Source organism: Pedobacter sp. CAN_A7, from assembly GCF_015752175.1.
Taxonomy (GTDB): domain Bacteria; phylum Bacteroidota; class Bacteroidia; order Sphingobacteriales; family Sphingobacteriaceae; genus Pedobacter.
Genome location: NZ_JADOUW010000004.1, coordinates 98920 through 123632, shown reverse-complemented (window position 1 = coordinate 123632; position 24713 = coordinate 98920). Strand labels below are relative to the sequence as shown.

Below are 24713 nucleotides of genomic sequence, written 5' to 3'. Positions count from 1 at the left end.
TTATTTGTGCTTTAGGCGCGGGTTTCATTGCCATGAAAAATACTTAAATAACTTTCGTATCGGCTAACTGCAATTTCTTCATCTTCCACGGCTTTGATAACAGCACAGCCGGGTTCGTTTACATGCCTGCAATTGTTAAACCGGCATTTATTCATCAGGGCACGCATTTCCACGAAGTAGTGGCCTAATTCTTCTGGTTTGATATCAAATATACCAAGCTCCCTAATGCCGGGCGTATCGATCAGGTAACCGCCAAATGGTAAGGTATGCATCTCGGCAAAGGTGGTGGTATGCTGCCCTTTATCGCTGGATTCGGAAATGATACCTGTTTTGATATCTCTTCCCGGTAACAATACATTGATCAGACTGGATTTACCTACCCCCGAATGGCCCGAAAATAAGGTGGTTTTATCTTTAAGTAAAGCTTCGATCTGTGGGATATTGGTTCCTTCCAAAGCAGAAACTTCATAACAAGGATAACCCAGCTGTTCGTAAATGCTTTTGTAAGCAGCCAGAATTTCCAGTCCCTCCTCACTAAAAAGATCAAGTTTATTAAATACCAACATGGTTGGAATGCGGTAAGCCTCGGAAGTCACCAGAAAGCGGTCAATAAAACCTAAGGAGGTTCTAGGTGAGGCCAGGGTAACAATAAGATAGGCCTGATCTAAATTGGCAGCAATGATTTGTGCTTGTTTAGATAGATTGATGGATTTACGAATGATGTAGTTCTTGCGGTCCAATAATTTGTGAATAACCCCGGTAGGGGCATTGGGTTCCATTTCAAACTCCACCTGATCGCCAACGGCAATGGGGTTAGTCGTTTGAATACCCTTAATCCTAAACTTCCCTTTGATCCTGCAGTCGTAATCCTGGCCATCTTCTGCATGTACCTGATACCAGCTCCCTGTTGATTTTATTACTAATCCTTGCATATTGTGCGGTAAAGGTATCAATTTAATATTTTTTAATAATCATTTGGTATTTAGAAAAATATAACTTTACTTTACGCTTAGCACAGTTAGTGTATAAAGTACAACGATGAATAATATCCTTTCAACCATTATTATTATTATTACCACCACCGGGGAATCTTGGAGGAAGGTAAGCTAATGGTTTAAAAAACAAAATAAATGTAACCACAAAAAGCACCTTCCTCTAAACAGGAAGGTGCTTTTTTTTTAACCTAAAAAAATGAATATCCTAAAATTCGGCGGCACCTCTGTCGGTTCAGCATCAAGCATCAGTGCTTTGCTGGCCATTGTAAGTGAAGCCCGTGAAAAAAACGATTGTGTCGTTGTCCTTTCCGCCATGAGTGGCGTAACCAACCTCTTATTAGATATGGCGGAGAAAGCCCAGCTGGGCGAGGATTATACGGCGCAATTAAGAACCCTCGAAGAAAAACATTTCGATGTTATCCGTAGCCTGCTACCCGCATCAGCACAAAATCCTGTATTTACCAAGCTGAAGATTTATTTTAATGAACTGGAGGATATTTTACAGGCGGTGTTTAACCTGAAGGAATTAACGGCGCAGTCAAAAGACCTCGTCTTAAGTTACGGCGAACGTTGTTCTACCTTTATGGTGAGCCACATTGCTAAACAGGAGCAGGCAGATGTATTGGCTGTAGACGGTTCAGAACTGATTAAAACGGATAGTGATTACGGACAGGCCAAAGTAAATATGCCTTTGTCGGAAATGCTGATCAATGAATTTTATAGTCACCACGTAGGAAAACTGCTCTTCGTAACCGGCTTTATTTCCAGTAACGATGAAGGCAGGGTAACCACTTTAGGCAGGGGTGGCAGCGATTATACCGCAGCCATCTGGGGATCGGCCTTAAATGCCAGGGAAATACAAATCTGGACAGATGTAAATGGCATGCTTACCGCAGATCCAAGGATTGTAGAAAAAGCCTTTTCTTTGACTGAATTGAGTTATACCGAAGCCATGGAGTTATCGTATTTCGGTGCCAAGGTAATTTATCCGCCAACAATGACCCCGGCGTTTTTAAAGAAGATTCCCATTGTCATTAAAAACACGTTTGATGCTTCTTTTCCGGGTACTTATATCAGACACGATGTAAAAGCCTCTGATTTACCCATTAAAGGACTATCGTCTATCGACGACATCAGCATCTTGAATTTGTCGGGAAGCGGTATGGTGGGTAAAACAGGTTTCAGCGGGCGACTGTTCTCTCTACTTTCCCGGGAGCAGGTGAATGTGGTGCTGATTACCCAATCGTCATCAGAGCATAGTATTACTTTCGCTGTTAAACCAGCGGATGCCATCAAAGCCTTAAACCTGATCAGTAAAGAATTTGAGCTTGAACTGCAGGCGAAAAAACTGGAATATCCGGAAGTAGAAAACGGACTTTCCGTTTTGGCTATTGTAGGAGAGAACATGAAACATACGCCTGGTATGTCGGCGAGGTTGTTTAATGCCCTGGGGCGAAATGGCGTGAATGTGCGCGCTATTGCGCAGGGTTCTTCAGAATACAATATTTCAGTAATTTTAGCCAAAGCTGATCTTTCCAAAGCGCTGAATGCGGTGCATGATGCCTTTTATTCAGAACTGAAAAAGACCCTTCATGTTTTTTGCCTGGGTACCGGAAACATTGGTAAAACTTTATTCCACCAGTTGGAAATTCAAATGCCATTTCTGGCTAAAAACAACGACCTGGAAGTTAAGGTAATGGGGATGAGTAATAGTCGCCAGATGTATTTAAGTAAGGGTGGTTTGAACTTACAAGATTGGCAACGTAAATTGGATGAGGTGGCAGAGCCTGCCGATTTGAAGCAGTTTGTAGCGCAAATGAAAGCGATGAATTTGCCGAACTGTGTGTTTGTGGATAATACGGCCAGTGCTACACCGGTAAACTATTATAAAGAGATACTGGAAAGCAGTATTTCTATTGTAACCTGCAATAAAATTGGTAATTCGGCTGATTTGGAGCAGTACCAGGCCTTTAAGAAGGCGGCCAGAACTTATGGCGTAGATTTCTATTATGAAACCAATGTAGGGGCTGGTTTGCCGATCATCCGTACGCTGCGCGACCTGATGATGAGTGGCGATAAGGTAGCGCGTATTGAGGCTATTCTGTCGGGTACGATTTCTTATATCTTCAACAATTTCAAAGGCGATAAGCTTTTCCATCATGTGGTGAAAGAAGCGCAGGAAAAAGGATATACGGAGCCTGATCCGAGAGATGATTTGAACGGAAAAGATTTTATACGGAAGATGCTTATCCTGGCGCGTGATGCCGGTTATGCAATGGAAGAAAAAGATATTTCTATCGAAAGTATGCTTCCTCCAGCTTGTTTGGCTGCCAGCTCTGTAGATGATTTTTACCAGGAACTGGAAAACAATGCTGCTTATTTTGAAAACATGAAAACACAGGCAACTGAAAATAACCAGGTATTACGCTACATCGGTAAGCTGGAAGATGGCAAGGTGGAAATTACCTTGCAGATGGTGGATGAGTCGCATCCTTTCTTTGCCCTTTCGGGTAGTGACAACATTATTTCTTTTACTACCGACCGGTATAAAGAACGCCCACTGGTGATCAAAGGTCCGGGTGCAGGAGCTGAAGTAACCGCGGCAGGCGTATTTGCTGACATTATAAACGTAGGTAAGAAATGAGTCCATCAATAAAAGTATTCGCCCCTGCCACCGTAGCTAATGTTGTTTGTGGTTATGATGTTTTAGGTTTTGCCGTTAACGCCCCAGGAGATGAAGTGGTGATGACCAGAAAAGACGCACCTGGCGTATTGATTTCGAAAATAACCGGTGATGACGGCCGTTTGCCGTTAGACCCTAATAAAAATACCGTGAGTGCCAGTGTGCAGCACTATTTGGAGCATATTGGTCGTCAGGATATTGGCGTAACCATCGAATTACATAAGAAAATGCCTATTGGTAGTGGCCTGGGTTCCAGTTCTGCCAGTACGGTAGCCGGTTTATTCGCCATTAATAACCTGATGGGCAACCCACTGACGAATAAAGAATTGGTGCCATTTGCAATGAAAGGAGAGGAACTGGCTTGTGGTTATGGCCATGCTGATAATGTGGCACCTGCCTTACTGGGTGGTTTTGTACTGATCAGAAGTTATGAACCTCTTGATGTGATTAGCCTGCCATCGCCAGAGGGTATGTATGCTGCTATTGTTTACCCCGAAGTAGATGTGCCAACGAAAGACGCCAGGCAAATGATACGGACGAAGGTATTGTTAAAAGAAGCCGTGACCCAATGGGGTAATGTAGGTGGTTTAGTGAGTGGCCTGTTTTTAAAGGATTACGACTTAATTGGCCGCAGTATGGTCGACGTGCTGGTTGAACCCACCCGCTCCATCCTCATCCCTGAATTTTATAAAATGCGCGCTTTGGCCATGGAAAATGGCGCTATTGGCTTTGGTATTTCAGGTTCCGGACCATCTGTATTTGCACTTACGCGTGATGAGGCAACGGCTAGAAACATTACCAACGCCTTACAGCAATTGCTAAAATCAATCAATATCAACAGTTTGGCTTACGTATCGCCGGTTAACCAGGCCGGACCCGTAATTCTCGACTAGAACCACCAACCTAAAATTAAACGTGATGAAATTATACAGTACAAATAACCGAAACCTGACGGTTGACTTTCCGGAGGCTGTTTTTAACAGTATGCCTCAGGATAAGGGTTTATACATGCCACAGGAAATACCTGCGGTGCCGGCAGAATTTATAGAAAACATAAAGGATTATACCTTGCCGGAGATCGCTTTTCAAGTGGCCGCTTCACTGCTTGGTGATGCCTTGCCTACTGCAGATTTGAAAAGGATTGTGGAAGAGGCTGTAAACTTTGATGCCCCGGCAGTACGACTGGATAAGAACACCTATGTGCTGGAATTATTCCATGGCCCTTCACTTGCTTTTAAGGACTTTGGTGCCCGTTTTATGAGCAGGATCATGGCTTATTTTCTGAAAGACGGGGAAGAGATGCTGGATGTATTGGTGGCTACTTCTGGTGATACCGGTGGAGCCGTAGCCCTTGGTTTTCTGGGGGTACCGAATACCCGCGTCACCATCCTCTACCCATCGGGGAAGGTAAGTCCGATACAGGAATTGCAACTATGTACAAACGGACAAAATATACATGCCATAGAAGTGGATGGAACTTTTGATGATTGCCAGCACCTGGTGAAACAGGCTTTTGCAGATCAGGAGCTACAAGAGAAAAGACGATTGACTTCTGCAAATTCCATTAATATTTCCAGGTTAATCCCACAAACCTTTTATTATTTCTATGCCTATGCGCAAATGCAGAAGCAAGGGAAAACAGAAGTGGTATTTTCTGTGCCAAGTGGTAATTTCGGTAACCTGGCAGCAGGCTTACTGGCAACCAAAATGGGTCTGCCTGTTAAACAATTTATTGCTGCCACCAATGCCAATGATACCGTGCCAAGGTATTTAGAAAGTGGGGTGTATGAAGCGCGTGCTTCTGTACAAACCTATGCTAATGCCATGGATGTTGGTGCACCAAGTAATTGGGTGCGAATTATGGATATTTTTAATCAGGACCGTGAAGCAATCAGGAAATTGGTAAGTAGTTGTACCTATACTGATGAGGAAACGCTTGCAGCTATCGAGGCCGTCTATAAGCGTTACCAGTATGTCGCTTGTCCGCATACTGCCATCGCCTGGTTAGCTTTAGAAGAATATACAGCTAAACATGAAGATGAAGTTTTTGCCGGGGTTTTCCTGTCTACAGCGCATCCCTGCAAATTTCCAGCAATCTTCCCTGTAGAAATTGCTGCGGCAATTGAAGTGCCTGAGCAGGTGCAGGAAATGAATTTAAGAGTGAAACAAGCGGTGCAAATGGAGGCTGATTTTGAGGCTTTTAAAACCTATTTATTAAACCTTTAAGGTTTAATAAATAGGTTTACTATTGTCATAGTTTATATCTATATTTTTCTTTTAAAATATAGCTTGGGCTATTTTTTTGGTAGGACCAGAGTTGCCCATGGTGTAAAAGTGCAATACCGGGGCACCCAATTCAATAAGGCCTTTACATTGGTGAATCATCCACTCAATGCCAACCTCTTTCACCTCTTTTTCTGATTTACAGGAAGAGATGGCTTCGCTAAGCGCCAAAGGAATATCCAAATGAAAAGTTTTTGGCAGACTGATCAGTTGTTTGCTATTGGTAATTGGCTTCAAACCTGGGATAATAGGTACATTAATACCATTCTGCCGGCATTTCTCTACAAAGTTTTTATATTTCTCATTGTCGTAAAACATCTGGGTCACAATAAACTCTGCACCCAGGTCTACTTTAAGTTTCAGGTATTTAAAATCAGTATCCAGGTTGGGCGATTCAAAATGTTTCTCCGGATAACCGGCTACACCAATACAGAAGTCGGTCTTTTCAGAGGTTTCTATATCCTCATGCAGGTATTTGCCATTGTTCATATCCATCACATGCTGCACCAGGTCTGAAGCGAAAGCATGACCTTCAGGTGTAGGTATAAAAGAACTGTCGCTTTTGCGGGCGTCGCCACGTAACACCAACACATTGTCGATCCCCAGGAACTGAAGGTCTATTAAGGCATTTTCTGTTTCATCTTTGTTGAACCCTCCACAAATTAAGTGCGGTACGGCATCCACTTTATATTTACTCATAATAGCAGCACAGGTAGCAACGGTACTTGGGCGTTTGCGGTAGGCTACTTTTTCAAGGAGACCATTTGCATGCTGTTTGTAAATGTAGTCTTCACGTAAATAGGTGACGTCAATAAAAGGTGGATTAAACTCCATTAAGGGGTCTATGGCATCGAATATACCTTTAATACTCTGGCCCTTTACAGGAGGTAATAATTCAAAGGAAAATAAAGGTTTTCCTTTTGCGCATTTAATATGGTCTACGATCTTCATGTTTCGTTTTCAGGTTGTTGGTATGGTTAGTAAGCTAAGTTAGGACTCAGCCATTTTTCGGTTTCTTCCAGGCTCAAGCCTTTGCGCTGCGCATATTCGGCTACCTGGTCTTTAGTGATTTTTCCAAGTCCGAAATACCGCGATTGCGGGTGTGCAAAGTAAAAGCCACTTACCGCTGCGGTAGGATACATGGCATAACTCTCTGTAAGTTTAAGGCCTATTTTCTCTTCTGCATCCAGCAATTCAAATAAGGTTTCTTTTTCGGTGTGATCCGGGCAGGCAGGATAACCTGGTGCCGGACGGATCCCAGCGTATTCCTCTTTTATCAGCTCCTGGTTGCTCAGTTCTTCATCTTTTGCATAAGCCCAAAACTCTTTACGAACACGTTCATGCATTCTTTCAGCAAAGGCTTCCGCCAGACGATCGGCCAGCGCTTTTGCCATAATGCTGTTGTAATCATCGTGGTCACGTTCAAATTCTTCCACCATCTCATCGCAGCCAATGCCTGTGGTTAAGGCAAAACCACCAAAGTAATCTGCTTTACCCGCTTCTTTAGGGGCTACAAAATCCGACAGGGCATAATAAGGTTCGCCTGCTACTTTTTCTGTTTGTTGGCGCAGCGTATGAATAGTCACCGCTTTGCCTTCGGCTTCAAGGATGATGTCGTCGCCTATGGTATGTGCCGGCCAAAAGCCGATCACTGCATTAGCTTTCAGGCGCTTTTCGGTCACAATCTTAGCAAGAAGGGTTTGTGCATCGTTAAATAGCTTAGTGGCCTCGGTACCGATTAATTTGTCGGTTAATATTTTGGGGTAACTACCTTTCAGTTCCCAGGTATGAAAAAATGGCGTCCAATCGATATAAGGAACAAGCTCTTCCAGGGGGTAATCTTCAAATACCCTTGTTCCGGTAAATTGCGGCGCAGGTGATATTTGTTCCGGATCTATTTGGAAACGGTTTTCCCTGGCATCGGTTATGCTTTTATAACGTTTATCTGAACGTTTATTTAAGTGTGCTTCTCTTGCTTTATCGTATTCCAGCTTTGTTTGCTGGATATATTCATCGCGCGTATCCTTGTTCATTAAGGTGCTGCACACGGTTACGCTTCTGGAAGCATCCAGTACATGAATAGCGGCGCCAGAATAATGCGGTGCAACCTTTACGGCGGCATGAATACGGGAGGTGGTGGCGCCACCGATGATCAGCGGAATGGTAAAACCTTCACGTTCCATTTCTTTGGCGAAATGGACCATCTCATCTAAGGATGGCGTAATTAAGCCGCTTAAACCAATAATATCCGCATCGATTTCCCGGGCTTTTTTAATGATTTCCTGTGCGGGAACCATCACACCCATGTCGATAATTTCGAAGTTGTTACAGGCTAATACCACACCTACAATGTTTTTACCTATGTCGTGTACGTCGCCTTTAACGGTTGCCATGAGCACGCGGCCAGCAAAAGAACTGGTGCTTCCATCGGGGTTGTCCAGTTTCTCCTGTTCAATAAAAGGCAGCAGGTAGGCAACGGCTTTTTTCATCACCCTGGCTGATTTTACCACTTGGGGAAGAAACATTTTACCTGCACCAAATAAATCGCCTACAATGTCCATTCCCGCCATTAAGGGTCCTTCGATCACCTGAATGGGCCTTGCGTATTGCTGACGTGCTTCTTCCACATCATCATCCAGGAATTCAATGATCCCTTTAACCAGGGCATGCGACAGACGTTCCTCTACAGTGCCTTTACGCCATTCTTCATCTTTAACAAGTACTTTACCTTTTGATTTAACGGTTTCGGCATAATCCACTAATCGCTCTGTGGCGTCAGCGCGGCGGTTAAGTAATACATCCTCCACATATTCCAGTAGCTCTTTAGGGATGGCTTCATAAACTTCCAGCATACCGGCGTTTACAATACCCATGTCTAAACCTGCCTGGATGGCATGGTAAAGAAAGGCAGAGTGCATGGCTTCCCGTACAGGATTATTGCCACGGAAAGAGAAAGAGATGTTGGATACTCCGCCGCTTACTTTGGCGTAAGGCAGGTTTTCTTTAATCCAGCGTGTCGCATTGATAAAGTCGACCGCGTAATTATTATGTTCTTCCAGTCCGGTACCTACCGTCAGGATATTAGGATCGAAAATAATGTCTTCCGCAGGGAAGCCTACCTGGTCAACCAGCAGGTCGTATGAGCGCTTACAAATTTCTTTTCTACGTTCAAAGTTATCGGCCTGACCTTGCTCATCAAAGGCCATGACCACAACGGCAGCACCATATGACATGATTTTGCGCGCACTCTCTACAAACTTTTCTTCGCCTTCTTTAAGGGAAATGGAGTTTACAATGCCCTTACCCTGTAAACATTTCAAGCCCGCTTCAATGACCGTCCATTTAGAGGAATCGACCATGATGGGCAACTTTGAAATATCGGGTTCTGATGCAATCAGGTTTAGAAACTTGGTCATGGCGGCTTCCGAGTCAATCATGCCCTCGTCCATGTTCACGTCAATAATTTGTGCACCACCGGCAACCTGCTGGCGGGCAACAGTTAAGGCCGCTTCATAATCGCCACTTAAAATCAACTTAGAGAATTTTGGTGATCCGGTGATATTGGTACGCTCGCCAATGTTGACGAAAATACTTTCTGGGGTTACAGTAACGGCTTCTAAGCCACTGAGGCGCAAATAACGTTCCTGCGTTGGGATTTTGCGGGGTTTAATATTTTTTGCCTTTTTTGCAATACAGGCGATGTGTTCTGGTGTAGTGCCACAACAACCACCAGCGATATTTACAAAGCCATGTGCCATAAAATCTTCCACTAAATGGGCAGTCTCATGCGGCTGCTCATCATAAGCACCAAATTCATTCGGCAGTCCCGCATTGGGGTAAGCAGAAATGAAACAAGGAGCTTTTGCGGACAGTTCTTCAATATGGGGCCGCATTTCTTTAGCACCTAAGGCACAGTTAAAACCAATACTTAAAGGGTTTGCGTGAACTACAGAATTTAGAAAAGCTTCTACGGTCTGGCCAGATAAAGTTCTGCCGGAGGCATCGGTAATGGTGCCGGAGATCATGATTTCTATTTTCCTGCCGATGACCGCTTCATAGTTTTTGATGGCAAATATGGCGGCCTTGGCATTCAGGGTGTCGAAAATGGTTTCAATAAGTAATACATCGGCACCGCCGTCAACCAGCCCCTTAATCTGCTGGTCATAAGCATCCACGAGCTCATCGAAAGTAAGGGCACGGTATCCCGGGTCGTTTACATCGGGCGAGATGGATAAAGTTCTGTTGGTTGGGCCTACGGCACCAGCAACGAAACATTGACGTTCCGGATGGTTGGCCATAAACTCGGTAACGGCTTCTTTAGCAATACGGGCACCTTCAAAACTCATTTCATAGTCGAGGTCTTCCATCTGGTAATCGGCCAGTGAAATTCGTTGGGTGCTAAAGGTATTGGTTTCGATAATATCAGCCCCGGCGGCTAAATATTCCAGGTGGATGGATTTAATAATGTCCGGTCTAGTCAGGTTCAGGAGATCATTATTGCCTTTCACATCACATGGATGATCTTTAAAACGCGTTCCCCTGAAGTCTTCTTCTGTTAATATATGGCGTTGTATCATGGTGCCCATGGCGCCATCAATAATTAATATTCGTTTTTCAAGTTCTTCTCTGATACTCATTTGTCATCTTTGTTAAAGCGTAGGGGAGCCTCCCAGGATGATGAATCACCTGCGGTTGGGTATGCCATACTAAAAGCTTATTCGGGATTCCGGATAGGAGTCGATTCAACTTATCTTTCCAAAACGTTTATACGTTTTAGTAGAATGTAGCACCTTGTAAGCACAGGTTGCTAAGACTTCGCAGGGTCTAATCCCTCCGTCTTTCTCTATAAGCGTTACAAAGGTGCAACAAAGAAAAATCATTTCCAAGAAAATGGCTTGTAAAGCTTATAAAATAAGGAAGGCCATGCAAATATGCACGGCCTTCCAAATAATATTCTGATTGAGATTATTTTCTGCTTCCAAAAATTCTTAATAAGAAAAGGAAGATATTGATAAAATCAAGGTATAAAGATAAGGCACCCATGATGGCTAATTTCTTAGTATCCGCAACTGCTACCTGATCGCCGTTTTCTTCAATGCCTTCGCCAATACGTTTCAGTTTTTGAACGTCGTATGCAGTAAGGGCAGTAAAGATGGCTACACCAAAGAAACTCATGATATAATCAAAAGTAGAGCTTCCCAGGAACATGTTGATCACACTGGCAATCACCAAACCAATTACACCAACCATAAGGATGGGGCCGAATTTACTCAAATCAGTTTCGGTGGTATAACCCAGCACGGCCATGATTCCGAAGATACCGGCAGCAGAAGCAAAACAAGCCACTACTGAACCAGCGGTATAGGTAAGCAAGATAAAACTTAAACTAATGCCCGTTAATACTGAATAGGCTACGAATATACCCAGCAAAGCAGGGTAAGAAAGGCGACTTAAACCTGCGCTCATCAATAACACCAAGGCTAATGGAGAGAACATGGCTACATAACCTAATATACTCATGCCAGCACGGTTCCCAGCGGCATCATATTTTATTAAATAATCCATTGCGGCAGGGGTATTTGCCATAAATACAGCTGCCAATGTCGATACACCCAAAGCAACGAACATCCATAAGAAGACATTAGCAAAGAAACGTTTCGCAACAACTCCTGTTTGTTGTTGAACATACTCTGGCTTATGTGCCCAGTTGTAATTATTATTGTTATCCATGTGTTTTAATTTTATTTAAAGATACGTATACTTTGTTCTTTACAAAAGCTATGCCCCGAGCCTTTTTGTCAGAATTTCTTCAACTTTCTTGAAAATCTGTAAAGGTTTTAACGTCCTCCATGCCATTTCGTCAAGCAATCCGCCGAAATTAATGTAGTAGTCGATATTAGATTCCCTGAATTCTTCGATCACATGCGGATTGAAATTTAAGCCGGTAATCCATCCATCTTCTACATCCTGGAACCATTCCTCGTAATAACTATCCTCGGAGGAATGAAAGTTCAATACATTTTCACCGATAAGGATGAATTTATTAATTCCTTCATCAATCATCAACTCTAAAATCTCTCTTTTCAAGAGCATAATGTCATTGTTAATGGCATCATTCCATTCGCCCATCAGTTCAATGATGGCATACTGGCGATCATAATCTACATAAAGCACTTTAATGTAAAGTGTTGTTGACCCAAAATCATCCCACTGCGGGTGGATCAGAAAATTATAGAGTTGTTTGTCGAAATAGAATTCTGAATATTCCGTGTTATAAAATGGCGAACGCTCATCTTCTGCAGCAATGTAGTCGTCGCGCCATTGGTAATAAGGTTCTATTTCGTGCATAATACTATTTATTTGCTGTGACTTGCTTCTACCGCCTTGCGTACACTGCCGTAACGTAATAATAAGTCTTCAGCAATAGCGTGACTGGTATTCAATTCGTCCATGACCATCTGGATACCGCGGTCAACCAGTTTATGATTGGTTAACTGCATGTCGACCATTTTATTGCCTTTCACTTTGCCCAGCCTAATCATTACAGTGGTACTCAGCATGTTTAAAACCAGTTTTTGTGCCGTACCAGATTTCATGCGGGTAGAGCCTGTTAAAAATTCTGGTCCCACCACTACTTCTACTGGATAATCACATGCAGCAGCGATAGGGCCGCCTTCATTACATACAATACAGCCGGTTAATATGCCATGCTCACGGGCGGTGTTTAAACCAGCCACCACATAAGGTGTAGTGCCGGATGCGGCCAGTCCGATTAAGCTGTCTTTTTCGTTAATCTGGTATTCCTGTAAGTCTTTCCATGCTTGTTCCACGTCATCTTCAGCGTTTTCTACGGCTTTGCGGATGGCGGTATCGCCACCGGCAATAATCCCAACAACAAAATCAAAAGGAACACCGAAAGTCGGTGGGCATTCAGAAGCATCTACCACACCTAAACGGCCACTGGTACCCGCACCGATGTAAAACAAACGACCGCCATTTTGCATGCGTTCGGCTACGGCAGTAGCTAGTTTTTCGATTTGTGGCAATGATTTTTCTACAGCCAGGGGTACGGTTTTATCTTCTTCATTAATCCCTTTCAATATATCAAGGACACTCATCTTATCTATATCGTTGTACCTTGATTCTTGTTCGGTTACTCTTATCATAAATGTTATTTTTGCTAAAAATCGTTAATTTCTTTCTAAACTAGAAATCATAACGAAAAACATCGGGTAATGTTTAGCAAATGGACCTTTAAATTCGCTTAATTAATTGCAAATCAATGCAGGTAAATTAGGATAATAACTTGGTTATTATTTAACTTTGTGTAACATCTATTTAATGAATAAACCTACCCGTCAAAATCTATACATCGCGCTCACTTATTCGATAACTTTAATAGGTGGAATGTTTCTTGGTTACAAATTTCTTAAAGACCAGGGTTATGCCATTCAAAAACCTTCTGCTGTAAGCGCAAACCACACTGCCAAAGTGGAGGAGATCATGCACCTTATCGACAAAAATTATGTTGATGAAGTGAATATTGATACACTAAACCACTTACCAATCGATAGCCTGCTCCACCAGCTGGATCCACACAGTAATTACCTGCCACCCGATAAAGCAACGGCGCAGCATGAATCACTTGAAGGTAACTTTGAGGGGATTGGCATAGAATATTATATCCTGAACGACACCTTACTCGTTACCAATGTGGTGAGGGGTGGGCCAGCATACTCGGCTGGTGTGAAGGTTGGCGACAGAATCCTGAAAATTGATAAGGTGAAGGTGAGTGGCCAGAAGCTGGAAAAAGAGGACATGATAGGCAAAATTAAAGGTAAAAAAGGAACGCCTGTTCAATTGGTATTGCTCCGTCCCGGAGGTATTAAACCCTTAAAATTAAGTATTAAAAGGGGTAGGGTCATGGTGAGCAGTATTGATGCTTCCTACATGCTTAACCCAACTACAGGCTATATCAGAATCAGCCGTTTTGGTGCAAACACAGATGTGGAGTTCCGTGACTCTTTGTCGGTATTAAAAACCAAGGGGATGTCTAAGCTTGTTTTAGACCTGAGGGATAACGGTGGAGGATATTTAAGTGCGGCTACAGGACTAGCTAACCAACTTTTTGCGGAGAATGAACTGATCGTTTATACCGAGGGTAAACATGAACCCAGAACGGATTATATTTCCACAGGTGGTGGCATATTTGAGCAGGGTAAACTTGCCGTACTCATTAATGAAAATACAGCCTCTGCAAGTGAAATTTTAGCAGGTGCAGTACAAGACCTGGATCGGGGGGTTATTATTGGCCGCCGTTCTTTTGGAAAAGGACTGGTACAAGAGCAGTTTCCTTTTGGCGATGGGTCGGCACTTAACTTAACCATTGCCAGGTATTATACCCCGCTAGGGCGTAGCATTCAAAAATCTTATAAAGATGGTTATGCGGCTTACCAGCATGAGTTAGACGCGCGTTTTGACGGAGGTGAACTGACGGCTGTTAAAAATACAAAAGCCATAAAACCTAAAGAAGTGGATGGTGGTGGTATCCACCCTGATATTTATGTGAAAATGGATACTGCTGGTGTAAACAAGTTCTATCAGCAGCTGCTCTCTCAAAAAATATTGTTTGATTTCGTATACGATGTGCTGGGTGGTAAGTATCAGCAGGAGTACCTGGACAAGAACCTGGGTAGTTTTAACATCAGTTCTTCTGATTTTAATTTGTTTATCAAATACCTGGAACGCAAAAAGATCACTATTGATTACCCGCAACTTCATGCTGCTAAAATGGTAATCAGTAATGACCTTAGGGTATTGTTATATAAATATCATTTGGGCGATTCAGGTTATTTCAAAGCCTTAAATCAACATGACCAAACGGTAAAACAGGCTTTAACAAGCCTGAAATAGGCTTCTCTTATTTCTGTCTGAAGTAAATCTGAATCGGTACGCCTTTAAAATCAAAGTGTTCTCTTAACTTGTTCTCAATAAAGCGCTTATAAGGCTCTTTAATGTATTGAGGCAGGTTACAGAAGAAAGCAAACATCGGCGACGTTGCATTGATCTGTGTGGCATACTTTACCTTAATGAATTTACCTTTGTTGGATGGTGGAGGATAGTTCTCGATAATGGGAAGCATCACATCATTCAATTTCGAAGTAGGTACTTTCTTCGCACGGTTTTTAAATACTTCTAAAGCCGTTTCAATAGCCTGGAAAATACGTTGTTTGTTTAATGCAGAAACGAAAACAATGGGTACGTCTGTAAATGGTTGCAGTTTGGTGCGGATCTGCTCTTCAAAAACTTTAACCGTTTGGTTGTTTTTCTCAATTAAATCCCACTTGTTAACTAAAATCACAATACCTTTTTTGTTTTTTTCTGCCAGGTGGAAGATGTTTACGTCCTGCGACTCTAAGCCTTCAACGGCATCAACCATAAGCAATACCACATCTGCTTCTTCTAAAGCTTTGATGGTACGCATCACAGAATAAAATTCAATGTTCTCCTTAACCTTAGTTTTTTTACGTAGTCCGGCGGTATCAATAAACATGAACTCATGCCCGAACTGGTTGTAGTGAATATGGATGGAATCTCTGGTAGTACCAGCAATTGGGGTTACAATGTTTCTTTCTTTACCGATTAAAGCATTGATTAGTGATGATTTTCCAACATTAGGGCGACCAACAATAGTTAACTTTGGTAAAGTATTTTGATCTTCAGCTTCGTCTTCAAAATGTTTGATCACGTCATCCAATAAATCTCCGGTTCCAGAACCCGTCATGGATGAAATCGAATAGATTTCGCCTAAGCCAAAGCTGTAAAAAACTGCAGCTTCATTTTCTAAGGCCGTGTTATCTACTTTGTTAACCACAATAAAAACCGGTTTTTTGCTTCTTCTTAATAAAGCAGCAATCTCATCATCAAGGTGAGTAATACCCGTAGTTACGTCTACCATAAATAAAAGTACGGTAGCTTCTTCAATGGCAATAACCACTTGCTCGCGGATGGCCGCTTCAAAAACATCTTCTGAATGGGCAACATAACCACCTGTATCAATTACAGTAAAGTTTTTGTCTGTCCATTCTGCTACGCCATAATGACGATCGCGGGTTACGCCACTAAAATCATCAACAATGGCTTTGCGACTTTCAGTTAAGCGATTAAAAAGGGTAGATTTGCCTACGTTTGGTCTTCCGACGATTGCGATAATGTTACTCATATATTTTTAGTGAATGGTATTCGTTATTAAGGGGTTGCAAAGGTAGGTTTAATTTTCGTACCCGAAACTTTTTAAATAATTCTTTTTACTGCGCCAATCCGGCAATACTTTTACAAAGGTTTCAAGAAAAACTTTCTGATCCAAAAATTTCTCTATGTCCTTACGGGCTTCAGTTCCAACCTTTTTTAGCATAGAACCACCTTTACCTATCAGGATGTTCTTTTGCGAATCGCGTTCTACAATGATTTCAGCGCTAATTCTGGTGATGTTTTCTTCTTCTTTAAACGATTTTACAATCACTTCCGTACTGTATGGAATTTCTTTCTGGTAGTTGTTAAAGATCTTTTCCCTGATAATTTCAGATACAAAGAATTTCTGGCTGCGGTCAGTAAGTTCGTCTTTATCATAATAGGCAGGGTGTTCTGGAATAAAGTCGAGAATCATTCCTAAAATTCCTTCCAGGTTATATTTATGCAGGGCAGAGATGGCGTATATATGTTTAGGGTTCAGCTTTTCCTGCCAGAAGGCCATTTTAGCTTCTACATCTTCCTGGGTAGCGTTATCGATCTTATTGATCAATACCACCATAGGAATGGTCGTGTTGATGATCTTCTCTAAAACATCATTTTCATCATGCTCTTCATTAATGTCGGTAACGAACAGTAATAAGTCGGCATCCGTCAATGCGCCTTTTACAGAACTCATCATCGAATCTTGCAATCCGTAACGTGGTTTTATAATACCCGGCGTGTCAGAAAAAACGATTTGATAGTCTTCTTCGTTCACGATACCCAGAATACGGTGACGGGTAGTTTGGGCTTTCGGGGTAATGATAGAAAGCTTTTCACCCACCAAGGCATTCATTAACGTTGATTTACCCACATTGGGCTTACCTATTATACTTACAAAACCTGCTTTATGTGACATGAAAATATTTTTTAAAATAAAGTTGCACAGCAAAGAAACGAATTATATCTTTGCATTCCAATTCAGAGGAAGAGTTAATCAAATAACATCAACTTTTAAATTGTACACAGTGCGGGGTGGAGCAGTTGGTAGCTCGTCGGGCTCATAACCCGAAGGTCATCAGTTCGAGTCTGGTCCCCGCTACCTAGAAAGTCGTAACACGTTGTTAAGGCACTTTCAAAAGGCCCGTTCGTCTAGGGGTGAGGACGCCAGATTTTCATTCTGGAAACAGGGGTTCGATTCCCCTACGGGCTACGGAAAATAATAGTTGCACGCTATTCTTTTTTATGATTACAACAAGTGCAATAGAGTGCGGGGTGGAGCAGTTGGTAGCTCGTCGGGCTCATAACCCGAAGGTCATCAGTTCGAGTCTGGTCCCCGCTACCTGGAAAGCGTTTAACTTCAATGTTAAACGCTTTATTTAAGGCCCGCTCGTCTACCGGTTAGGACGCCAGATTTTCATTCTGGAAATAGGGGTTCGATTCCCCTGCGGGCTACTTGATCTCGGATCAAAGCCAAAAAACTCTGCAAATATTTGCAGAGTTTTTTTTTTGTCTTAAATTTTAGAAAATCAAAATTTACGTGATGGAAAGCGCTTTTCTCCCACTCCTTCATCTATAGGGCACTCTTTTAACTGTGCCAAGAAAAGATCATTTGCCTCAATCGCATAGTATCTTCCACTGTACTCGGAAAGATAGTGGTAGTAGGTCTTTTTTTATTTTTAGAATAATGACATCTGAGTGTCTAATGGTCCTTTTCCCAGAAATGGGTAGTCTCCAATAATTTCGTATTTAATGTTGACAGATGTAAATGGTCTTCTTAGTAACAGCATGCGATCTGCGTGAGTACTAGATTGATACTCTGAATTTTCCCAGCTTCTCCAAGCGTTCATAAATTCAGGCTCTGAAATTCCTTTCGCAATAGTTAGATGAGCATTTTTTGTATTGTAATGTGGTGAATAATCCTTCACTGACTTCAGTATGGGGTTAGAAAATTTTTTGATGTATCTGGCCATTTCTGAAAATTCTTTCTCGTCTTTCAGTTTCACATAAAGTGCACAGGTTGATTTAGAAAAAAAATCAAAACCATAAAGGTCTATTTGAAATGGTGAAATATTTTCTATATTCCTTTCAAAACTTTTTATTAGTCTTTCTTCATACATCGCAGGTTGAATGATGTCAAAAATAGTAAAATGAGGTTTAGAATAAACTGCGGAAACCCAATCATGGTCATTCTTACAACGAATCTTCATGTCCATAGTATCTGATGTAACACATTTATTTGGCTTTATTACTCCTAAATACTGATAGTGAATGTTATTTTTCATATTCTATTTTTAAGCTAAAATACTAATATTTTTAGTATTTATCCTTGATTGATTCATAAATATTAATTAATAACAAGTGTTGAATCTGCCAACTCCCTGCTGCGTTAACAAATGTTTAAGTAAATGTTATCTCTTGTTTTACGTCATTTAATGACGTTCTATTTTATCATGTTTGTGCTATATACACGGTAACAAGGTTGGCCAATCTGGGTATTAAATCGAACACATATGAGAAATAATAAGATTACTATAAAAAATTGTATGCTTCTCATGGGTATGCTATTGATAAATAGTCATATTACTTTTGCCCAAAAAGGGAAAATCGAATGGTTCGCGCATAGAAGCTTTGTAGGGCTTCACCCGGAGAATACAATTGAAGGAATGAAACGAGCACTGCATTATAAGGCCGTTGTATTAGAAATGGACTTGGCAATAACGTCAGATAAACAGGTTGTAGTGAGCCATGATCCCGTATTGAATAGAAAGATTACATTAGGCCCCGATGGAGCTGAGCTTTCCACCGATCAGAAAATTGCTATCTATAACACACCCTACAATCAACTCAGGATGTATGATGTTGGTACGAAGCCGAATTCGAAGTTTCCAAATCAGCTCAGGTATAAAGCACACATTCCACTATTTTCTAATCTCATTGATAGCGTAGAACTTTATGCCAAGCAGGAGAAGCTAGCAAAGCCGGTTTATTTCATAGAAACCAAATTAAAACCTGAAACGGACGGAAAGTATCATCCTGCTCCAGAGGAGTTTGTAGATCTTATGCTAGCCGTGATTTTTGATAAAGGAATACAAGACCGTGTGATCATTCAGTCATTTGACGCCCGTACATTACAGATCATCCGCCAAAAACACCCAAATATACCTGTCGCTTTTTTGACAAAAATTAATACCACATTAGAAGATAATCTTAAATTGCTGGGATTTGTTCCAAATTATTATAGTGTAAAGTCTGATTTGATAACTGTTGCATTTTTGGAAAAATGCAAGAATTTAGGAATGGCTCCAATTGTAGGTGCGCTTAACAGTTATGACGATTTTGTGCGACTTAAAAAGCTAGGTGTGAGCGGATTTATTTCAGATTATCCGATTGAGTATCTGAAAAAGCATAACAAATAGTCTATGCAGCTAGCACCTTGAAAAAGATAGCCGTTTGAATAAAAGACAGATATATCTTTTATTATTGAGGCTGATGTTCTACCTTTGCCCTGCAAATGGGAATTTTTTCAAAAACATGTGAATATGCCATGCGCTCGGTATTCTTTATCGCGCATCGGACTGCTTCCGGCAGCCGTGTGGGTATCAAAGAAATTGCGACTGGTATTGATTCTCCTGAACATTTCCTGGCTAAAATATTACAGGACCTAAGTAGAAAGGGCATTGTTCAATCAGCAAAAGGACCAAATGGGGGCTTTTATATGGATTCTGCTGCCTTACAGCGACCACTTTCTGATGTGGTAGCAGCAGTTGATGGCAATGGACTGTTTACAGGTTGTGGCCTGGGGCTGGAATATTGTTCTGAAATTAATCCTTGTCCTCTACATCATGAATTTAAAGAAATCCGCAATAAAATCCAGCATATGCTGCAGCATACTTCCATATCAGAATTTAATGAAGACCTTAATTTAGGCATTACCTCCCTGAGAAAATAAAAAATTTAATCTAATAGAGGATAAAAAGGTATTAATATATTTATTATGACTACTGAACAAAAACAATTAATTACTGCAACAGTACCGGTACTCAAAGAGAATGGGGTGTTATTAACCACGCATTTTTATAACAGGATGTTTACCCATAACCCGGAATTAAAAAATCTATTTAACATGGGTAACCAGCAGAGTGGCAAACAGCAAACTGCCCTTGCCATGGCGGTGCTTGCTTATGCAGAAAATATTGCCAATCCAGGCGTACTCATGCCTGTGGTCGATAGGATTGGGCACAAACACGTGAGTCTTGAAATCAGGCCAGAGCAATATCAAACTGTTGGACGTCACCTGTTGGCTTCCATACAAGAAGTTTTAGGCGATGCCGCTACGCCAGAAATTGTTGGTGCCTGGGGGGCAGCTTATCAGCAGCTTGCAGACCTCATGTCTGGGCACGAAGCCAAACTTTATGGACAGAATATTGCAAAAGAACATGGCTGGACAGGCTGGCGCCCTTTTAAAGTGGGTAAAAAAGAAACGGAATCAACTGAAATCACTTCTTTTTATCTATATCCAGCTGATGGTGGCAAAGTCATGGCGCATGCTCCTGGACAATACATCAGCATCAGGGTGTTTTTGCCGGAAATGAGTTTATATCAGGCTCGCCAGTATAGTGTTTCCAGTGTTCCGGCGCAGGATTATTACCGGATCTCTGTAAAAGCCGAAAAAGGCGTTGATCTGGATACCAATGGGTTGATTAGTAACCACCTTCACCAAATGGTAAACATTGGTGATGTGATCGATATCACTGCACCTGCCGGGGATTTCAAGTTGGCTGAAGATCTTGCTGCACCGGTCGTTTTCATCAGTGGAGGCGTAGGCTTGACCCCGATGATGAGCATGCTTCAGCACCTGGTTGCAAAAGCGTATCAACATCCCATTACCTGGTTGCATGGTTGCCGAAATCGTTCGGTTCATGCATTTAAAGAACAATTAGATGAAGTAGTGCGCACCAGCGAACATATTAACCAACAGGTGTTTTATGATGCACCAACAGAATCAGATAAAAAAGAAGGCATCATGGAAGGGGTACTTGATCTTAAAAAAATTAAATCATTATCGCGGGTTCCTGGCACCAAATATTTTGTATGCGGACCAGCAGCTTTCATTCGTAAACAATACAACGATTTAATTGCAATGGGGGTGGATAAAGAAGCGATCCTCTTTGAGGAATTTGGACCTGCTTTACTGCAGTTAAAATAATAATAAAACAACTAAATACATCCTAAAGAGACTTGCCATATTAAACTGGCAGGTCTCTTTTTGTTTTATCACAGATGCAGCTGCACGCTTAAAGCCTTGACCGTATTTATACTGTTAAAATAGGTGTTTTATCTAAGAACCCTAAGAAAACTTAATTGTTATGTAACCGTGAATCATCCTGTTTAATCAAACTTGGAGTCACTAAGGTCACCTAAACTTAAATACCATGAAACGCAACTTAAAAAGTATCACCGGTTTTTCAATGGGCGCTGTAGATGGCGAGATCGGTGACGTAAAGGAGTTTTACTTTGATGATATGTCCTGGATTATTCGCTACCTGGTCGTAGACACCGGGTCATGGCTTGGGGGTCGTAAGGTGTTGATATCTCCCTTTGCCTTACAAGGCGTGGACATGCAACAGGAATCCATCCTGGTCAACCTGACTAAAGAGCAAATTAAACATAGTCCTGATGTGGATACCGAAAAGACAGTATCCCGACAACAGGAGCTCAACTTATACAACCATTATGGCTGGCCTTACAGCGACCCTGTAGGCATGGGTTTTTATGGAGGCTGGGGTTTTGCAGGAATGATAGATGCCAGGGTACCCTTTGAAGATCAGATTGCTCTGCAGAAAGTTAAGGAACATCCGGGTGATCCGCATTTGCGCAGTAACAAAGAAGTTCATGGGTATACAATCCATGCCACAGATGGGCATATTGGAGAAGCAGAAGATTTTATCATTGACGATGAGACATGGTCGATCCATTTTATGGTTATTGATACCGGAAAATGGCTTCCTGGCAAGAAGGTGCTGATCTCGCCAAAATGGATCAGGGAAATAAAATGGGCAACATCAGAAGTTTTTGTCGATCTCCCTGTGGATGCGATTAAAAACAGTCCTGCATACGACCCATCAATAAGCATCCCTGAAACCTATGAAGCCAAGCTTTACGACTATTATGATAAAAATAGAAATGTTCCCTTATAAGGGTTCAGTAGTTTGACTAAGGTTGGGGTTTCAACTTCCTTTTAAAGAAATCAACGGTAGCCTGGTTAACCTTCATTACATTTTCATATTTCATCCAATGGTGTGTATCGTCAACAATCACCAGGCTTTCCACTTCCACGCCTTTATCCACTAACCTGCGGTAAAGGTCTATACTTTGGCCAAATTCAACGTTTCGGTCATCGTCACCATGAATAAGCAACACGGGTGCTGTCCAGGTATGAATGTCGGCAGCCGGCGAGGAAGTCCATGCTACTTGAGCCGCTTCCTCCGCATCAGGTGCTTTTTCAAATCGATCCGGATAAAGTATACTGTTATTATCGCCAATGGTTCTGTCGCCAAGTCCATGTATACTCACTCCGGTTGCAAATAGCTTAGGGTCCCTGGCCAACGCCATATTAGTAAGGTAGCCACCATACGATCCTCCATAAACTCCTATTCTTGTGGCGTCAATACCCTTTTGTTTACTTAACCAAATGGCTGCGGCTTTAATATCCTGGTATTCTGCAGCTCCGGTAGTGCCTGTGCGTTTCGCATGTTGAAAGGCCTGGCCGTAACCTATGCCCATGCGGTAATTAACAGAGAGTACGGTAAAACCCTGGCTTGCTAAATATTGATTCATGGCATAAGCATTGGCATAATATTCTGAGTAATTCCATCCCAAAAGCATTTGTCGCGATGGCCCACCGTGAATATAAATGATGGCAGGTTTTTTTTGTTCATCGCCCTTACCAGCAAATAATTGTGCATGGATGGATAGCCCGTCTGGTGCGTTAAAAATAACTTGCTCAGGCGTTACCATAGATGAAACGGGATAATCTGAAGGTATATGAGCTAAAGCCAATACTTTCTGGTGCTGTTTGAAGTTATCCAGGTTTTTTAGGCTTATCACAGCTGGAAGCGGGGGCTGCTGGCCGATGGAGGTAATCAAGCTGAGGTATTGTGAGTCGCCGCTGAGCTGTGGGGTCCATTCCAGGTTCGTTCCCGGACTGAGCACCTGGAAATTAGCTTTGTCTACTGCCACCCGGGCGATGTGGCGCCGATCAATATCTTTTTTATCCGGACCGGTATTGGTGCTGAAATACAACCATTGTTTATCAGGACTCAGGACTAAGTGTTCTACAATAGCCTTTGCAGGTGTTAATAATAAGGCATTGCCACCAGCTATGGACATGCTGTATAATTGCGAATAGCCCTGGTGGGTGGACATAAAAACAATGCGATCTTTTGCTGCCCAATGTAAATTGGTTCCACCATTGGTGGCGGGTGGCGATCCTGCCAGCGTTTGTGGAGCTTTCCAAAGGGAAGAAGCTTGTCCGGTTTCAACATCTGCTTTCCAGATGGACCAAGGTTGATGTTTTTTGCTTAAAATGGAATCGGGCTTTCCGCCAATGCCCGCATAACGTATAAAGGCAAGGCCTTTGCCATCTGGGGACCATCGGGGCGACCGGTCTCTATAAAATGAAGGAGCAATCCATTTAATTGGCGCTTTCGCATGTGTATAGACACCGATAAAAGAATGGTCACTACGGTTCGACACAAAGGCGATGGCCTTGGCATCTGGCGACCATGTTAATTCGCTTACGGTACCGCGTGTGGAAAAGAGGGCGGTTGCAGGAGTAGAGCCATCGATCCTGGCCATCCAGGGCTGGCCCTTTTTTATAAACAGCAGCACATCACTTTTTGGCGAGATCAGGGGTTTTTCGCCTTCACCAATTTCGATATGCTTGCGTCCATCGAATGAAATGGCATGGATCTGCACTTTAGGAGGAATGGGATCTGCATTTACATTTACCGGTGACTCATCATTCCAGCTCGAACCATGATCGCCACCACGAATAAAAACTACCCATTTTCCGTCGGCAGAGATTGACAAACTGCTAATCTCTTGTCCGTCGTCTTTCCTATAATCCGTCAGCCTGCGGGCCTTGAAATCTGGCCCTTCAGCTACATAAATATTTCTTTTTCCTTGTTCATCAAAAGCCCAGGCCATTCTTGTGCCCGTTGCGGCAGTAGTGAGGCTAGTAGGGAAAGGGTAACTTTTAACAGCATCTAAGCGGTAAGGCTGGGCATTTAAGGAATGCAGGTTGGTAAAAAAGGTGATTGAGCAAGATATTAGCGTGAATAAGACAATTCTCATATGAAAATTAGGGTTATATGGGCAATTATGTGTTTTAGATATGTACAAATTATGAAATTATAATTATATTTAAGATATGTTTTAAGTTGCGTTGTAATTAAGGATTAAAACTATCCATATTTACTTCCTTACCTAAGAATATCGACTAAAACAGTATGGTAACC

General features: G+C 42.1%; 18 protein-coding genes, 4 tRNA genes and 1 riboswitch. Of the genes, 12 read left to right on the top strand and 10 right to left on the bottom strand.

The window, feature by feature from the left end; genetic code table 11:
* Positions 1-11: 11 nt before the first annotated feature.
* Positions 12-932, bottom strand: a complete 921-nt coding sequence (gene rsgA / locus IWX76_RS15305; protein WP_196860900.1) for a ribosome small subunit-dependent GTPase A — start codon at positions 930-932, stop codon at positions 12-14.
* 259 nt (positions 933-1191) lie between these two features.
* Here rsgA and thrA point away from each other — a divergent pair, with 259 nt between their 5' ends.
* From thrA to thrC, 3 genes are read left to right on the top strand one after another with little or no spacing between them, the layout of a single operon-like run.
* A complete protein-coding gene (gene thrA / locus IWX76_RS15300) occupies positions 1192-3639 on the top strand; it encodes a bifunctional aspartate kinase/homoserine dehydrogenase I (RefSeq protein ID WP_196860899.1) in 2448 nt (815 codons plus the stop codon).
* A complete protein-coding gene (locus tag IWX76_RS15295) occupies positions 3636-4571 on the top strand; it encodes a homoserine kinase (RefSeq protein ID WP_196860898.1) in 936 nt (311 codons plus the stop codon). Before thrA ends, IWX76_RS15295 begins: the two co-directional genes overlap by 4 nt.
* Before the next feature lie 25 nt (positions 4572-4596).
* Complete coding sequence (thrC, locus tag IWX76_RS15290) at positions 4597-5904, top strand: threonine synthase (RefSeq protein ID WP_196860897.1); 1308 nt, start codon at positions 4597-4599, stop codon at positions 5902-5904.
* A gap of 51 nt (positions 5905-5955) precedes the next feature.
* Here thrC and IWX76_RS15285 read toward each other — a convergent pair whose 3' ends face one another.
* The 5 genes from IWX76_RS15285 to murQ form a co-directional block, all read right to left on the bottom strand.
* The gene (locus IWX76_RS15285) at positions 5956-6912 is read right to left on the bottom strand and encodes a methylenetetrahydrofolate reductase (RefSeq protein WP_196860896.1); all 957 of its coding nucleotides are present in this window, start codon (positions 6910-6912) and stop codon (positions 5956-5958) included.
* A gap of 26 nt (positions 6913-6938) precedes the next feature.
* Positions 6939-10598 (bottom strand): methionine synthase, encoded by a 3660-nt coding sequence (gene metH / locus IWX76_RS15280; RefSeq protein WP_196860895.1) that lies wholly within the window; start codon positions 10596-10598, stop codon positions 6939-6941.
* A 107-nt stretch (positions 10599-10705) separates the two neighbouring features.
* Positions 10706-10813, bottom strand: a riboswitch (SAM riboswitch).
* A gap of 113 nt (positions 10814-10926) precedes the next feature.
* Entirely contained in the window at positions 10927-11691 is a 765-nt protein-coding gene (locus IWX76_RS15275) for a Bax inhibitor-1/YccA family protein (RefSeq protein ID WP_196860894.1), read from the bottom strand.
* A gap of 48 nt (positions 11692-11739) precedes the next feature.
* On the bottom strand, positions 11740-12309 hold the full coding sequence (locus IWX76_RS15270; RefSeq protein WP_196860893.1) for a hypothetical protein: 570 nt from the start codon (positions 12307-12309) through the stop codon (positions 11740-11742).
* Positions 12310-12317: 8 nt separating this feature from the next.
* Positions 12318-13127: an N-acetylmuramic acid 6-phosphate etherase gene (gene murQ, locus IWX76_RS15265; RefSeq protein ID WP_196860892.1), complete on the bottom strand. Its 810-nt coding sequence runs from the start codon at positions 13125-13127 to the stop codon at positions 12318-12320.
* A 175-nt stretch (positions 13128-13302) separates the two neighbouring features.
* Here murQ and IWX76_RS15260 point away from each other — a divergent pair, with 175 nt between their 5' ends.
* Entirely contained in the window at positions 13303-14874 is a 1572-nt protein-coding gene (locus IWX76_RS15260; RefSeq protein ID WP_196860891.1) for a S41 family peptidase, read from the top strand.
* Positions 14875-14881: 7 nt separating this feature from the next.
* Here the strand turns inward: IWX76_RS15260 and der are convergent, their stop codons facing one another.
* Positions 14882-16183 (bottom strand): ribosome biogenesis GTPase Der, encoded by a 1302-nt coding sequence (gene der / locus IWX76_RS15255; protein WP_196860890.1) that lies wholly within the window; start codon positions 16181-16183, stop codon positions 14882-14884.
* A gap of 48 nt (positions 16184-16231) precedes the next feature.
* Positions 16232-17110, bottom strand: coding sequence for a GTPase Era (gene era, locus IWX76_RS15250; RefSeq protein WP_196860889.1), 879 nt, complete (start codon positions 17108-17110; stop codon positions 16232-16234).
* A gap of 110 nt (positions 17111-17220) precedes the next feature.
* Here era and IWX76_RS15245 point away from each other — a divergent pair.
* The 4 genes from IWX76_RS15245 to IWX76_RS15230 all read left to right on the top strand — a co-directional run bounded on the left by IWX76_RS15245 (position 17221) and on the right by IWX76_RS15230 (position 17646).
* A tRNA-Met gene (locus tag IWX76_RS15245) sits at positions 17221-17293 on the top strand.
* 39 nt (positions 17294-17332) lie between these two features.
* Positions 17333-17404 (top strand) — tRNA-Glu (locus IWX76_RS15240).
* A 56-nt stretch (positions 17405-17460) separates the two neighbouring features.
* Positions 17461-17533: transfer RNA gene (locus IWX76_RS15235), tRNA-Met, on the top strand.
* Between the two features lie 41 nt (positions 17534-17574).
* Positions 17575-17646, top strand: a tRNA-Glu gene (locus IWX76_RS15230).
* 224 nt (positions 17647-17870) lie between these two features.
* Here IWX76_RS15230 and IWX76_RS15225 read toward each other — a convergent pair.
* Positions 17871-18476 (bottom strand): 2'-5' RNA ligase family protein, encoded by a 606-nt coding sequence (locus tag IWX76_RS15225; protein ID WP_196860888.1) that lies wholly within the window; start codon positions 18474-18476, stop codon positions 17871-17873.
* Between the two features lie 228 nt (positions 18477-18704).
* Here IWX76_RS15225 and IWX76_RS15220 point away from each other — a divergent pair, with 228 nt between their 5' ends.
* From IWX76_RS15220 to IWX76_RS15205, 4 genes are all read left to right on the top strand, one after another.
* Entirely contained in the window at positions 18705-19610 is a 906-nt protein-coding gene (locus tag IWX76_RS15220; protein ID WP_196860887.1) for a glycerophosphodiester phosphodiesterase family protein, read from the top strand.
* 95 nt (positions 19611-19705) lie between these two features.
* On the top strand, positions 19706-20143 hold the full coding sequence (locus IWX76_RS15215) for an RrF2 family transcriptional regulator (protein ID WP_196860886.1): 438 nt from the start codon (positions 19706-19708) through the stop codon (positions 20141-20143).
* A 45-nt stretch (positions 20144-20188) separates the two neighbouring features.
* Positions 20189-21400, top strand: a complete 1212-nt coding sequence (gene hmpA, locus IWX76_RS15210; protein ID WP_196860885.1) for an NO-inducible flavohemoprotein — start codon at positions 20189-20191, stop codon at positions 21398-21400.
* A 226-nt stretch (positions 21401-21626) separates the two neighbouring features.
* The gene (locus IWX76_RS15205; protein WP_196860884.1) at positions 21627-22391 is read left to right on the top strand and encodes a PRC-barrel domain-containing protein; all 765 of its coding nucleotides are present in this window, start codon (positions 21627-21629) and stop codon (positions 22389-22391) included.
* A gap of 16 nt (positions 22392-22407) precedes the next feature.
* Here IWX76_RS15205 and IWX76_RS15200 read toward each other — a convergent pair whose 3' ends face one another.
* The gene (locus tag IWX76_RS15200; protein ID WP_196860883.1) at positions 22408-24549 is read right to left on the bottom strand and encodes a S9 family peptidase; all 2142 of its coding nucleotides are present in this window, start codon (positions 24547-24549) and stop codon (positions 22408-22410) included.
* Positions 24550-24713: the final 164 nt, after the last annotated feature.